Annotated in this window: 12 protein-coding genes; 8 read left to right on the top strand and 4 right to left on the bottom strand. The window is 38.3% G+C overall.

Going from position 1 to position 14,173, the window contains the following annotated elements; genetic code table 11:
- Nucleotides 1-202: 202 nt before the first annotated feature.
- The 6 genes from M8998_RS11735 to M8998_RS11710 all read left to right on the top strand — a co-directional run bounded on the left by M8998_RS11735 (nucleotide 203) and on the right by M8998_RS11710 (nucleotide 7,443).
- Nucleotides 203-1,738: an FAD/NAD(P)-binding protein gene (locus tag M8998_RS11735; protein WP_249993035.1), complete on the top strand. Its 1,536-nt coding sequence runs from the start codon at nucleotides 203-205 to the stop codon at nucleotides 1,736-1,738.
- A complete protein-coding gene (locus M8998_RS11730) occupies nucleotides 1,725-2,642 on the top strand; it encodes an AEC family transporter (protein WP_249993033.1) in 918 nt (305 codons plus the stop codon). The genes M8998_RS11735 and M8998_RS11730 overlap by 14 nt, the downstream gene beginning before the upstream one ends.
- A 103-nt stretch (nucleotides 2,643-2,745) precedes the next feature.
- The gene (locus M8998_RS11725) at nucleotides 2,746-4,908 is read left to right on the top strand and encodes a TonB-dependent receptor (RefSeq protein WP_249993031.1); all 2,163 of its coding nucleotides are present in this window, start codon (nucleotides 2,746-2,748) and stop codon (nucleotides 4,906-4,908) included.
- Nucleotides 4,909-5,037: 129 nt separating this feature from the next.
- Nucleotides 5,038-5,655 carry a hypothetical protein gene (locus M8998_RS11720; RefSeq protein WP_249993029.1) on the top strand — a complete coding sequence of 206 codons (618 nt, stop codon included), beginning with the start codon at nucleotides 5,038-5,040 and terminating at the stop codon, nucleotides 5,653-5,655.
- 23 nt (nucleotides 5,656-5,678) lie between these two features.
- Nucleotides 5,679-6,698 (top strand): sensor histidine kinase, encoded by a 1,020-nt coding sequence (locus tag M8998_RS11715; RefSeq protein ID WP_249993027.1) that lies wholly within the window; start codon nucleotides 5,679-5,681, stop codon nucleotides 6,696-6,698.
- Nucleotides 6,699-6,702: 4 nt separating this feature from the next.
- A complete protein-coding gene (locus M8998_RS11710; RefSeq protein WP_249993025.1) occupies nucleotides 6,703-7,443 on the top strand; it encodes a LytR/AlgR family response regulator transcription factor in 741 nt (246 codons plus the stop codon).
- 5 nt (nucleotides 7,444-7,448) lie between these two features.
- Here M8998_RS11710 and M8998_RS16365 read toward each other — a convergent pair whose 3' ends face one another.
- Together M8998_RS16365 and M8998_RS11705 are read right to left on the bottom strand one after the other, a co-directional pair.
- Entirely contained in the window at nucleotides 7,449-7,670 is a 222-nt protein-coding gene (locus M8998_RS16365; protein WP_502957368.1) for an alpha-1,2-fucosyltransferase, read from the bottom strand.
- Between the two features lie 351 nt (nucleotides 7,671-8,021).
- Nucleotides 8,022-9,464: an MAC/perforin domain-containing protein gene (locus tag M8998_RS11705; RefSeq protein ID WP_249993023.1), complete on the bottom strand. Its 1,443-nt coding sequence runs from the start codon at nucleotides 9,462-9,464 to the stop codon at nucleotides 8,022-8,024.
- 479 nt (nucleotides 9,465-9,943) lie between these two features.
- Between M8998_RS11705 and M8998_RS11700 the strand changes: the two genes are divergently transcribed.
- Both M8998_RS11700 and M8998_RS11695 read left to right on the top strand, forming a co-directional pair.
- On the top strand, nucleotides 9,944-10,978 hold the full coding sequence (locus M8998_RS11700) for a WaaS/CpsH family glycosyltransferase (protein ID WP_249993021.1): 1,035 nt from the start codon (nucleotides 9,944-9,946) through the stop codon (nucleotides 10,976-10,978).
- Between the two features lie 146 nt (nucleotides 10,979-11,124).
- Nucleotides 11,125-12,156 (top strand): WaaS/CpsH family glycosyltransferase, encoded by a 1,032-nt coding sequence (locus M8998_RS11695; RefSeq protein ID WP_249993019.1) that lies wholly within the window; start codon nucleotides 11,125-11,127, stop codon nucleotides 12,154-12,156.
- Nucleotides 12,157-12,195: 39 nt separating this feature from the next.
- Here the strand turns inward: M8998_RS11695 and M8998_RS11690 are convergent, their stop codons facing one another.
- A complete protein-coding gene (locus M8998_RS11690) occupies nucleotides 12,196-13,059 on the bottom strand; it encodes a glycosyltransferase family 2 protein (protein ID WP_249993017.1) in 864 nt (287 codons plus the stop codon).
- A 68-nt stretch (nucleotides 13,060-13,127) separates the two neighbouring features.
- Nucleotides 13,128-14,087, bottom strand: a complete 960-nt coding sequence (locus M8998_RS11685) for a capsular polysaccharide synthesis protein (protein ID WP_249993015.1) — start codon at nucleotides 14,085-14,087, stop codon at nucleotides 13,128-13,130.
- Nucleotides 14,088-14,173: the final 86 nt, after the last annotated feature.

Here is a 14,173-nt window from a genome sequence, read left to right as displayed (position 1 = left end):
CCGAAAAAATACATCATTGCGAGGTAGCATAACGTTCGAGCTTTCGTTTTTTGACCTTCCCTTAGTTGGGAAATGGAGCATTAAAACAACACAATGCTTTCAATAACAATTACTTAAATTAAATAAAGCACGAAGACTTTGGCATACGTAACAAATACATCACTGGTAAACAATCATTCGTGATCCCTGTTTACTTAACTGTATGGTCAAACATCTACCTAAAACAATAGCCATCGTAGGATCGGGAGCAAGCGGCGTAGCCTGCTTCATACAACTGGTACAAAAACACATCACGAAAGGAAACCCGTTTCCACTCTCTATTACTCTATTTGAGAAACGGAAAGAATTCGGCGATGGACTGGCATTTGGCACGGAACAACAAGGTCATTTGTTAAATACGAAAGCAGGACTTATGGGTATTTTTCCAAAAGAGCGCATGCATTTCGTACAATGGATGCATCAAAATAGTGATAAAATTGGAGAAACATATCCTCAGGTAAGTACACATCCAGACAGCTATCCGCCGCGTATGCTGTATGGAAATTATGTACAGGCCATGTTGGATAAATACAAAGCATGGGGACTTAAAGCGGGTATCGACATCCAGACAAGACCCACCGAGGCAGTTTCAGCCGATATTACTCCAGAAAATACAGTAATGCTTCATACAGCAGACCAGCGTAAGGTAGCGTTTGACTATGTCATTCTGGCAACGGGTAATCCACAGTCTGCTACTTTTGCGAAGCTAAAATCCAGTGATAACTTTTTCTGCTCGCCTTGGCCAACCAGCCGATTATTGAAAAAAATAAAAGATAAGCAGGCTCGAGTGAGTATTGTAGGAAGCAGCCTTACAGCTATTGACGCACTGATTACACTGGTAGACAACGGGCATGAAGGGCCGATTCAATTTTTCTCCTTGACCGGCTTATTACCTCGTGTACAGACACCGTCGGAAATCCCATATGAACGCAAGGTGCTGACACTGTCCAACATACGCAGTATCATCCGAGAGCAGCAACGAACGTTGCGTATCATCGATCTGATCAGACTTTTTCGATCGGAGGTAGAAAGCGCTTTGGAGAGACCCGTAGACTGGGCCAACGAAGACCGCATTAATAAAGATCAGTTAGCACTGCTAGAAAAGGATATTCAAGAAGCTACTGGAGAAGGAAATATTTTTCAAACAATACTCTATTCGCTTCGAGAAGATTCCTATAGCATTTGGCGCTTATTGCCTCCCGATCAGAAACAGCTTTTTGGCAAATGGGTAAAACCTCATTTCGACATCAACCGACACGCTATTCCTTTAGAAAATGCGATTAAAATCCGCAACATTCTTCGCTCTGGTCAGCTAGAAATCATCGGACATACGGGCGATATCATATGGAGTAAAGACAGATTTATTTTAAAAAAGGAAGATGGCACGCAATACGAAGCAGATTATGTCATCAACGCCTCGGGCCCATCCAGTGATATTGAAAAGATGCAAGACCAGCCCATATTGCCGGACTTACTATCCAAAAAATATATTGAGCAGCATCCTATTGCCGGTGTTTTGGTCGATTTGAATACCATGCGGGTTTGGACCTCCGCGCGGAAGGAGTTGTCGCCATTTTATGTGATTGGCCACCAGCTGGCCGGGTCGCAGTTAGACATTAATTCTTTGTGGTTTAATGTAGAACAGGCTGATCTATTGACAGACGATTTACTTTTACAACTCGGGCATGGATATCATTAACGAATTAGCGACGCGTGTCCTTCCGCTTTATGGTTTCATTTTGATCGGCTGGTTTGCCCATGTCAAATGGAATTTGAAGAGCAAGTGGATTTCTAAAGTTCTGCTGTTTGCACTAATTCCTATCCTAATTATAGAAAACCTCCTGAAAGCTGATTTAGCCGAAACAGCCGTATCAGGTTCGATTATTTTTATTCTGGCACTCGCGATGAACATTCCAGCGATAATTGCAAAACGAAGCTTTGCTAATGATTATGATGGAAGTCTATTAAAAGGTTCTTTTTCGTACTATAATATTGGCTGGTTTGGTATACCGATTGTGATGGCGCTATTTGGCGAAGAGCAGATGCCCCTGATTATCTCCGCTTATGTAGGTAATGCACTGTATGGAGATACCATTGGATTTTACCTGATGTCTCGCACCAAAGACGTGCCAACGAAAGAAGCCGTAAAAAAGGTTTTTCAGATTCCCGCGGTCTATGCCTGTATCGTCGCTATTGGACTTAATTTGCTTTCAGTAGAACTTCCCGAAAGTGTTGAGCCCGTTGGTAAAGTGGTCAGCTGGATAGTATCTGCATTGGGTATGCTTATTATTGGCGTTACGATGGGCGATATTGACTTCAAAAAAGTAGCTTACAAAACATTCAGTAAAATACTGGGATTACGTTACGTGGCTGGCGCCATCATCTTAGGCTTATTGGTTTTTGCCGAGTCGCAGTGGTTTAGTATCTTAGATGAAGATCAATCCATGCTCATGCTGCTGATGGCCAGCTTTCCTATCGCTGCCAATCTAGTTGTCTTTGCCTCATTCTTAGAGACAGAGGAAGAAAACGCCGCGTTGCTGGTGGGCATTTCTTCCATTTTATCGCTAATTTTGGTTCCCATCTTGAGTGTACTACTCTTCTAGTCACAGGCGAGCACTTGTATTTCATCATTTAAAATAAACAGTTCATCTACATTTTATTGTCGTTCGAAGCATCGTGGCCTAATTTCGGTCAAAACGATGTGTCATGCGGTTTATATTTATTTTCACATTCCTCTTTGCCAACTTTTACACCTATTCACAAGAAATAGGCGATCTCCGATCTCTAGAAGGTTATGTCCAAAATTCCAAAAGAGAGGCTATAGCGGGGGCCAATGTATTTATCGACGGTAGTTATGATGGTGCCAACACAGACCATTCAGGCTACTTCCGGTTCAGCACAACACAAAGAGACTCCATACTGCTTCGGGTAACGGCCTTGGGGTATAGCCAAGATTCTATTTGGCTGCAACTACCGCTATCAAAGCCATTGGTCATTTTCCTGACGGCAGATCAGCATATCATTCCAGAAGTTCTTGTCAAAGCTGGAGAATTTCGGATTGGAAATCAAAGTGGCGCAGCGCTCAGCCCATTAGACATTGTATCTACTGCCGGCAGTATGGGCAATATCATCGCGGCTTTGCAAACATTGCCTGGCGCCCAAGTGGCTGGCGAGAATGGAAGACTGATGGTGAGAGGAGGCGATCCGCACGAAACACAAACCTATATTAATGGTGTTCGAGTCGGGCAACCCTATACCATATCGGGCAATAATTTACCTGTTCGTGGGCGATTCTCTCCCATGCTCTTTCAGGGCACGAACTTCTCGACCGGCGCGTATTCTGCCGAGTTCGGCAACGCACTCTCCAGTATTTTAAATCTCAAAACATCGCCTGAGCCCGAAGAAGCAAAAACAGATTTGTCTTTATCTGCATTGGGCCTTGCGGCAGGCCATACCAGCCGAGTTGGGAAGACGTCCATCAGCTTCAATGCAAATTACCTTTCTTTAGCACCATTTACGGAAATATTTCGCCAGAATATAGACTGGATACATCCTTATGAACAATGGAGTGGAGAGGCAGTGATTCGGCAACGGTCGGAAAAGCACTTACTTAATGTATACACTTCTTTTGATACCGAAAGGTTAGGATTTAGAGACTTTAACGTGGATTTCGAACGGGATGTTGAAATACAACTTCGGTCCAATAACATGTATACAAACGCTAATTATACGCGCTATTTACCCAAAAATTGGAAGTGGGATTTGGGGTTAGGGTTAGGATACATGCAAAGAAAAACAACGGTGGACACTTTGATAACACCAATCAGAGCAACCGACTTACACGTGAAGAACAAATGGCACAAATCCATAAATAATTCATTCCGTTATTTCTTTGGATTGGACTACTTTTATCAGAAATATCAGGAGCAGATTTCCTTCGGCCAATTCACAACACCACATTTCGGTTTTACAAACCATATCGCTGCCGCTTTTGGAGAAGTCTCTTACCGCGTTTTTCCAACATGGCATCTGGATGCTGGATTGCGCTACATGATCAATACCCAAGCGGTGTCATTTCTCGAACCGCGCGCCGCATTAAGCTTTCAGTTGGATAAACAGCAAACCGCGTCCTTATCTTACGGCATCTTTCATCAGCAGCCTATGGAGGATGTACAGAAATTTCAACCCCGCCTGCCATGGCAAAAAGCAGATCATCTGGTACTACAGTACAGTTACGCGGCGACTGGAAGACAGTTGCGATTGGAATTGTTTCACAAGTCGTATGGGCAACTGGTACGTTATGAGCGTGGTGACCCGAATTTTGCCCGCCCATACAGTACCGACGGTTATGGGTCCGTCAATGGAGCCGATATATTCTGGCGAGACAACCGTTCTGTCCGAAATCTACAATATTGGATCTCCTACTCATTCACAAATGCTCGTAAGTGGGAACAAGACTATGCATTCGCAGTACAACCGCCTTATGTAGCGAAGCATTATGGTTCGTTCGTGACAAAATATTGGATCAGTACGCTGCGTTCGCAGGTTGGAATCACCAATACCCTGATGTCAGGCCGGCCATTTCACGACCCGAATCAAAGGGGTTACGTACAAGAGTTTACCAAACCAATAAATAACTTATCCATGAACTGGTCTTATCTGATCACACAACAAAAGATTATTCATTTTGCGATCTCCAATGTTTTAGGGAATGAACCGGTATACGGCTATCAATATGCACAGAATAGAAACGCAGAAGGCGTATTTAATCGACAGGACATCACTCCTACGGTGAAAAGATTCGTCTTTGTAGGGTTCTTTTGGACGATCAGTCAGAACAAAAAAGACAACCAGCTGGACAACTTATAACTTCTTATTCCTACAATTCATCCAGCGAATTCTACAGTTCATTAAGATCGCCTTTATCTCCTGTCTCGAAATCCGTAGTTTTCGATTAGCAATTTAACAGCAAACTTAATCTCTAAAAGCATGGCACATATGAAAGTAATTATGATCACCTTATTAATTTTATGCAGTTATAATGGCTTTGCACAAACCCCTTATGAAAAATCAATGAGCGACGCGTTAGAACTTTGGGAAAAAGGCCATAGCACAGAAGCTGCCGCAAAATTAGAACGCATTGCGGCGGCAGATAAACAAACTTGGCTACCGGCTTATTATCAAGCTTTAATATTGATTACAGAATCATTCCGCGCCACAGATATAAGTCAAAAGGCGCTATTCATACAACGTGGGAATGCTATCATTTCGCAGAAAAGTTCTATTGGTTCACCTTCAGAATGGCTGGTACTCAAAGCGCTATCGATTACATCGGAGTTAACGGCAGATCCAATGAATCTAGGACAGAAATTGTCTCCAAAGATCATCGCATCTTATCAACAAGCATTGAAAGCGGATCCCGAAAATCCTAGAGCATTACACGGATTAGCAGAATTTCAGATACAAACCAAAAAATTCACGGGTGGCAACACCGACAACGAGTACAAAGACCTAGAGAAAGCCTTATCTTTATATGACAACGATCGGCACAAAGAGCCTTTCTATCCCTCATGGGGTAAAGATCGGGTCGAAGCTATGATGCAAAAACAACATTAATCAATACCAAACAAAAACCTACTGTGAACGCCAGAAAAATGGTTCCCGATTTATTCATATCATTGCTCTTCGGATTGGTGATTATGCTGATTATTTCTATGCAGGAATGCGGATGTAATATCTCGAATATTCCGGTAGAATGGTTGGCATTCACCTTATTCCTGAGTACATCATTGTACATAATCAACAAGAATTTTGCCATAGCATTGCAAAAGCACCTTGAAAAGAGATGGCACCGTTTCTTTGTGTATCTCTGTGCAAGTCCGATAGTTACTTCTGTGGTATTATTCATTGTGCGTTTCTTGATTTTCGGAAGCGAGTCGAACTATCAACCTATGGACTTCTTGATGGGAGAATCTTTGCAATTTTATATTTTGAGTGCTGCCATTGCATTGGTTACTGGCGGTATATTTTATGCTTTCAATGCATTAAAAGCATTGAAAGATGCGCAGATCACGACAGAAAAAGCCAAGTCGAGCCTTTCGGAAACGAAATTCATTCATCTTAAAAATCAGATAGATCCTCATTTCTTATTCAATAGCCTAAATGTACTGAGCGGTCTGATTGAGGAAGATGCTGAAAAGGCATTTCGCTACACAAACAGTCTATCGGCGATTTATCGGAGTATGTTGAGTCAAAAAGATAAAGATCTAGTTCCATTACGAGAAGAACTGGCAACCGGCGAGGAATTTCTTTATCTTTTACAAATCCGCTTTGAAGGTGCATTGACCTACGAAATAGAAGCAGGCTTGGAGCGAGAGCAAAAGTTTGTGGTGCCACTATGTCTGCAATTATTATTGGAGAATGCCGTAAAACACAACGAAGCTTCGGATGCTCGCCCACTGCAAATCAAAATCTACAGTGATTCGGATTATTTGGTCGTGGAAAACAATCTACAACCGCGGAATTCTTTTGTTGAATCTAATAAATTAGGATTATCAATCATTACCGAACGGTATCGAAGCCTAACGGAAAGATCAGTTCACATCGAGCAAAACGACGGAATATTCCGAGTAGCACTTCCATTAATGCCTAAAATATAATCCCATGCACTTCTTAATAATCGAAGACGAAAAGCCTGCAGCCCGCCTTTTACAGCGAAAACTAGAAAAAGCAGGTTATCCGCAGGTGAATTTGGTGCATTCTGTTGCAGAAGCAGACGCTTGGCTGGCAGCAAACCAAGCGCCCGATTTGATATTTATGGATATACAGCTATCCGACGGCACTGCTTTCGATTTATTAGAAAAGAGCAGTATTCCTTCTGCCATCATTTTTACGACGGCTTTTGATGCATATACGTTGCGCGCTTTCAAAGAGAACAGCGTAGATTATCTCCTAAAACCAATTGTGGAAAGTGAATTGATCAATGCGATAAAAAAATACGTATCTCAAGCTACTATCAGACATGATCTTACCACCATCAAAAGCTTATTAGGTGTAAACCACACGGTATACAAAGATAGATTTACGGTCAAAATCGGGCAGTTTCTGCGACCTGTTGAGGTCAATAAGATCGTTTGTTTCTACAGCGCACATGGTGGTACATATCTACGCACGATCGACGAACATGATTACCTGATTGATCACACATTGGATCAACTAGCCAGCTTGATAAATCCAAAAGATTTCTTCCGAATCAGTCGCAGCTACATTATTCAGCTACATGGTATTCGGGATATTGCTATTCATTCCAATTCCCGATTGAAAGTGACACTTCAAAACTTAGCTAATCCGGATCTCATCGTAAGCCGTGAACGCGTAAATGATTTTAAAGCATGGTTGGGGTGAGTTAATTATATGGTGACAAAAAATTTGGTTAAACCAGAGGTATTTACACTAGCATCATTTGCCCAATTCTTAGGAGCTACAATCACTTTATCTAAATAAGTATTCAACCAAGTTGCCCACCAACTAAACGTATTATTAGAAATAATTTGGTGATTACACAAACTCATCAATTGCATATCAACATACCTATCATTGCCTTGATTGAGCTCAAAAAAGTAGGATTCCAAATGTGAAAAATGTTCATTGCATCAAGACATGTCATCAGAAAAAAAGTGAAAAACAGGATTTTCAACACGTTCCTCTACGTAAGAAATACTATTACGGTAATAATTTAGATCACAAAGGAGAAGATAACAAAAATGGATTAGCATATTTCTTATGGAAATCATCACCATAATATTTCACTTGATATCTTATCAAAATCTTAACATGAAAAGAAAACTTTACCCCCTTTGGAAATCCAAAACTTAATGGCAAGACCAAGATCACCTTTTTGCAGAAAACAAGCATTAATATGCTATTGAAAAAGCCCAAGCATATTTAAATACATGGGCTTAAAACCACCTTAGTTTAACATATTATGGATTTGGAAACGCGTGAAATACTACACCTTCGTTAATCCACCATTGATAATAATTGCCTTGTTCAAAGATGTGGTTTTTCATATCTGAGCTATAATGTTTATAAATAGGAACTGCACTATATACAGAAGAAATAGGGGCGTAAAATATTATCCCCTCATTTAGAACACCAGGTGCTCTTTGGTGAATGTATGGATCAGGAAAATAAACATGTGATTTATATTCTGTTATAAAATACTTATAAATTGGGACTGAATTCGGTGCAGGATAATTATACGCATAAAATGGTATTCTATCTTCTTTTTGCCATACGGGATCATAGTCTCTAACGTTAGCTTGAGGATCGTAGATGTGATCCATCCAACCAGAGAAGTAATATCTGTAGATCGGAATCTTGTTCAGAGTAATTTTAGTTGAATTTGCATTAATATAGCTTTCCAGGTAACTTCTTACTTGAGCCTTTTTTGTCGGATCTGAAATAAATTCATATAAAGGAATCATTCCGTTATCACCATACTCAATCAAGACCGCATTTTGAACATTTACCGTAGACTGCCATTCGTTAATATTTATTTTCTGAGGAGTCTTTCCGTCTAACAATATTTCACCGATTAGCCCTTTACTACCATCACCACCAATAGATCTGTAATTAACTCGTTGCTCAGAGTTATACTTAGCTTCAGATGAACTATATGCATAATTAACATTTACGCTCCAAATTTTTCCCAATCCATTAAGTGCTAGTCCCGCCGCTACTGACTGATGCTTATTGTGTGCTCTGGTTTCAGTTTTGTATCCCAAACTGAACTTAGCGCCCAAATGTATATGCGTTAAAACGTGGGTTCCATAAAAATCTACTAGATCTTTGGGAGAATATCTTAAAACGTCTTGCTTGAATGCTTCACTTAAAAAATTATTCCTAAGCTCATCAGATGTAGTAGCTAATCGCAATGTTCTCATGTAAATCCTTTTATTGGCACTCGCTAAAGAATTACTTCCATGATAGGCTGAACTACCACCAAATGAGGCATTAATCTCTGCTCTGAATAACTTCTTAATTCCAAACCCGCTATTTATACTTATTGACAATGAATCAGAGTAGCTTTCGGCATTGTTAGCTATGATAAATCTAAAATCATCATCCACACCAACATTATCTACGAATCTGGATCTATTATTAGCAACATATTTCGGCACATCGATCACAGCTAACTTAGCAGATAATCTATTTGCATATAATCCAGTGGCGTCGTATCCATGACCTATCAAGTTTGTAGGTCCGTTATCAGAAACCGCCATAACACTTCTGCTGATTGTTGCTTTTCTCTTTTGGATTTCGCTCTGTTCTTGATCCTGATTACTTAAGCCTTCAATTTCAGACACTGAACATCCAACAATGGTAATTAGAAGCGAAAACGCCCCGATAAATTTTAATTTCATTTTAGTTAGTTAAGTCGGGCAAATTTATCAATTATACTTGTATAAGGAAAATTAATTTTAGTTTCTCTACTAATCGCGTACCTATGAGGCGAATAAAAAGAACCAGTTTATAAAAACATGCTATTAGTAATTTTTAACCGAACCTAGAACATTACGCAGCAACTTGCCTAGTTATTCAACTTCTGTAATCCGGATCTAATCGTTAGTCGAGAACTAGTTGGAGCGTTTAAGGATTGGTTGGGGTGAGAGATTCTCTTAGAAAACTTTCCTAATCTTATTGCTAAAAATATTGTATAAGCTTTAGCGGAAAAATATGGTATCTTCGAATTTGAATGTAGATTAACTAAGGAGGGAATAGCATCAACTATAGGTAACCGCTACTGCGTAACGTTTATAAATCTATTTACTTAACTCTGTAACTATTAAGAAAAAATCCCGTTTAATTTACAAAGATTAAATATTAACTTCATTCGAACAGCGTGATAAAAACTTTTCAAGGAAAATCAATAATAGTAGGAACTCCAAAAGACTTTGAGATAAACAAAATGATAATTAAAGAGTTAAGAAATGTAGGTTTTGACTCTGTTTTTGAAATTTCTTTTAAATACCAAAAATTCAAATACAAAAACTTGTGGCAACATGCCAAAAGTTTCTGTAAAAAGAATTTTGGCAACCGACCACATTACAAACAACTGCTTAGATTTGAACAGATCGAACCTGATTTGATTCAACAGCTGAATGAACTTCCAGATGTAGATTATGTTCTTTTAATTCGACCCGATGTTTATTCTCCATCTTACATTGATGTGCTTAAAAAGAAATCAAAAAAATGTGTTGCTTACCAATGGGATGGTCTTAAACGTTTTCCAGCCGTAAATGATGTGATTCAAAAGTTCGATCGCTTTTTCTTTTTCGATCCAGCTGATCTTGAAGGAAATGGGGTATTACCTGTGACTAATTTCAGCCCAATATCCTACAGACCTGAAGAGCTTTTCGATAGTGAACGAATTACAGATGTTTACTTTTCTGGATCATATTTCCCCAAAAGAGCCGCTGTATTAGGGAAAATTTTAAGTCAGCTTTTTAAGTTGGGTAAAAGCATAAAATATCGTCTAAATGCTTGGAAACTGCGTGAAAATAAAAAATATAATCTCACGACAACTAGAGAGTTTATCACTTTTGAAGAAAACATGAAAAATTCTTATAATGCTGATGTGGTCATTGATCTAGTTTTTACTGGACACAGTGGATTATCCTTTCGAATCTTTGAAGCTATAAGATTTGACAAAAAAGTAATTACGACTAACCAAGCAATTTTAAAGTATGATTTTTACGACGCCAATAATATCTTCGTTTGGTCTAAAAAATCTGATATTCAGGATTTAAAAAGATTTCTGGACGCCCCCGTGAATCCTATCAGCGATTTTCTGAAAACAAAGTATGGATTTGAAAATTGGATCAAATATGTTCTTGATGAAGGTGAATATATTTCAATAAATTTACCAGAGAACTAAGGCGATCTATCTAATAAAAACCTATTTAAGTAAAATATGTTTTTATTTAAATACTTGTGTAAACAGTATGGACGCGTAGCAAACACACTGTGTTTAACGTTACTTTAGTTAAATCAGTCATGCTTTTATATACAAATACTAGCTTAATGAGAGACAATTTCAAGGGCAAATCCATTATTTTGGGAGCGCCAAAATACTTTAAGATCAACGATTTTTTAAAAAGAGAATTATACCATTTGGGCTTTGACCAAGTTATTGAAGTCTCTTACGATTATTATAAGTTTAGGTATAAAAACATCTTCCAACATACAAAAAGTTTTATAGCCAAGACATTTAGAAATCGACCACATTATAAGCAGTATCTTATGTTTAAGGCGATTGAGCCACAATTAATTGCATCTTTAAAAGATGTCAAGAAGGTTGATTATGCACTGCTCATCAGACCAGATACGTATTCGTCTTCTTTTATTGATGTTTTACATACTAAAGCAGAGAAAGTAATTGCTTACCAATGGGACGGGTTAGATCGATATCCAGCGACTTATCCTCTTATTGCTAAATTCGACAGCTTTTTTACCTTCAACCCAGCAGATGTAAGTCTTGATGGTGTTTTACCAGTGACAAACTTTGGGCCTGCGTCGTATTCAAGGAAAGAGCTGGAGGACAAAAATCGCTTGATTGATATATACTTTTCAGGCAGCTATGAACCAAAAAGAATTAATACCTTGGAAAGAATGATTGAACAGTGCACGATTCTAGGGTTGAATACAAAATTTATAATAAATTCAAGCAAGGCTCGCATTGTTAAAACCTGTGCACTATCTGTGACCAATAAACAGATCTCATTTGAGGAAAATATACGTAACTCCTACAACGCTAAAATCATTGTCGATCTTGTATTTGAGGGACATACTGGTCTTTCCTTTAGAATATTTGAAGCATTAGCATTCGATAAAAAAATAATAACCACTAATAAACAAATCAGCAAATACGAATTTTATGATACCTCAAATATTTTTATTTGGACAGAGGATACTACTGCAGACGATTTGAGACAATTCATCGAAAAACCATATAGGATTGTAAATGATTTCATCAAAAACAAATACAGTTTTGAAAATTGGATTAAATATGTGCTGGACTACGGAAATTTCACCTCAATTTCACTCCCTGAATAGTTAAAAACCCGCAGGTGCATATAGTGTATTGATATTATGCTATATAATTTTTTTCCTTACCACACATATTCCGCAGAAATACCATTTTACGAGGCCATTTTTGAGTTCTCTTTTTCTCACAAAAGGTATACTTAGAATGAAATATATAGTATCAATACCGTGATCTTCTCCAAGGTTATAGATCTCAAATTTATTTTTGAAGAACTGCTTGAATTCTCTCACTGGTGCTAATTCTCTACTACGATCTGCACGCTTACCACGATTAAATTGAGCAAGTGTGGAGTTTGCTCTGTGTTTATAGAGATACAAAGCCCTTGTTTGCAAAACTACACGATTAGCAGAGTATACGGCCTGAATAGAGAACACCAAATCCTCGCTAATAGAAAGAGTTTCGTCAAAATAAATGGCATGGTCTGATAAAAATTGTTTTTTTAACAGGTATTTAAAACAGTGTCCATCTTCTCCTACTTTAGCCAACATCATCTTATCTTCGACATTGGAAGCTACAAAAATCCCAGTCTTTTCGTGCGACCAAGATGAAGATTTTTCATGGTAAACATTACAGCAAACGACATCGGCATTATAAGTAGAGGCACTATTCAAAAGCTCTTCGTAAAAACAATGATTAATAAGATCATCTACATCTAGAAAATGTATGTATTGACCTACCGCGTTTTTTAAACCTGTGTTTCTGGCGGCTGAAACGCCATTATTACCTTGACTAATAACTTTAACATTGAAAGATTTCGCAATTGTAACTGTTTCATCAATTGAACCATCATCAATTACTAACACCTCAATATCTTTATAAGTCTGATATTTTACATTTTCAATACATTGAGCTATATAAGCTGCCGCATTAAAAGCTGGTATAATCACCGAGATAACAGGAGTATCAGACATTCGCGAGAATAATTAAATTGTTCAAAAAACATTTTCAATAATATAGCGCCAATTCGGCGGCTTGTAGTCTATGAATCTAGATCTTTCATAAAATTTGCTCTGCCAATATTTCTAAAATAATCCTTGAGCCTCTTCATCTGTTCTTCATTTAGATAGGTCAACTTATGAATAGACGTAACATCTAACAGATTAGTAGATTTAATAAAATTTTCGTGCCCATCGACAACCAATCGCAATAAATGCGGATAGGTATCAGATACGACAAGGCATTTTTCATCTTTAAACCTACCATTTACAAGCTCATTATACAAAATTTGAAGAATAAAATAATGGCGTATCCTATTTTGAGTCTTCCAATAATATAATATAAGATCAAGCATAGCTTGTACCAATATATTTTCAACCCTTGCGAACATAATGCTAGTCAGCATTCTTACTTTAAATTTTGGATCGGACGACCAATATTTTATATCAGGGCTTGGCCAATTTGATTCATCAAATACTTTGTCATCGCGCTGAAAGACAAAGAAATCCATACTTTGGAATTGCTTTGGTAATGATCCAGTCAATAAAATGGTTGCATCAATCCAGACACCCCCATATGCTTGAAGCAGGGCCAAACGGAGCAGATCTGAAAAAAAAACATGCTTGAACTTGGGTTGCCCGATATCATTCCACACATAATCTGGAAGATTTATATATCCCTTGATTGAATTATCATCTAACCTGATTATCTCATAGTCATTACAATAGCGATCTATAGACTCAAAGCATATCTTTACTAATTCGGGTAGGTTCTCATCAATTCCTTGACCCCAGTATTGCCATACAATCTTTTTCCCTCTTAAATTGCTTTTAACTCCCAGATTATTCTTAAGTATTTCATCTGCAAAATACCTCTGCATGATTGGACTCCAAAATCGAGCTATTTTATTTTGCTTATTTTGGACAAGCTTCCGCCGACCCGCAGCCCATTGCTTTTTGGAAAGTCGGCCACTAGCGAGTAATTTCTTAATTTTATTTATCATTACAATACAAAGCAAAACCTAACCATAGAGTTAGAAAAACGCCAAGATAATGAATTAGATACTCGGCAACAGTACAATAATAGCTA

This window comes from Sphingobacterium sp. lm-10, from assembly GCF_023554555.1.
GTDB lineage: Bacteria > Bacteroidota > Bacteroidia > Sphingobacteriales > Sphingobacteriaceae > Sphingobacterium.
Note: the sequence above shows the minus strand (reverse complement) of the source record. Positions and strands in the feature narration are given on the sequence as shown.

What these genes read in the sequence shown, in the direction of transcription:
- M8998_RS11735 (WP_249993035.1), top strand. Translation starts at nt 203, where the DNA reads ATGGTCAAACATCTACCTAAAACAATAGCCATCGTAGGATCGGGAGCA.
- M8998_RS11730 (WP_249993033.1), top strand. Translation starts at nt 1,725, where the DNA reads ATGGATATCATTAACGAATTAGCGACGCGTGTCCTTCCGCTTTATGGT.
- M8998_RS11725 (WP_249993031.1), top strand. Translation starts at nt 2,746, where the DNA reads ATGCGGTTTATATTTATTTTCACATTCCTCTTTGCCAACTTTTACACC.
- M8998_RS11720 (WP_249993029.1), top strand. Translation starts at nt 5,038, where the DNA reads ATGAAAGTAATTATGATCACCTTATTAATTTTATGCAGTTATAATGGC.
- M8998_RS11710 (WP_249993025.1), top strand. Translation starts at nt 6,703, where the DNA reads ATGCACTTCTTAATAATCGAAGACGAAAAGCCTGCAGCCCGCCTTTTA.
- M8998_RS11705 (WP_249993023.1), bottom strand. Translation starts at nt 9,464, where the DNA reads ATGAAATTAAAATTTATCGGGGCGTTTTCGCTTCTAATTACCATTGTT.
- M8998_RS11695 (WP_249993019.1), top strand. Translation starts at nt 11,125, where the DNA reads ATGAGAGACAATTTCAAGGGCAAATCCATTATTTTGGGAGCGCCAAAA.
- M8998_RS11690 (WP_249993017.1), bottom strand. Translation starts at nt 13,059, where the DNA reads ATGTCTGATACTCCTGTTATCTCGGTGATTATACCAGCTTTTAATGCG.
- M8998_RS11685 (WP_249993015.1), bottom strand. Translation starts at nt 14,087, where the DNA reads ATGATAAATAAAATTAAGAAATTACTCGCTAGTGGCCGACTTTCCAAA.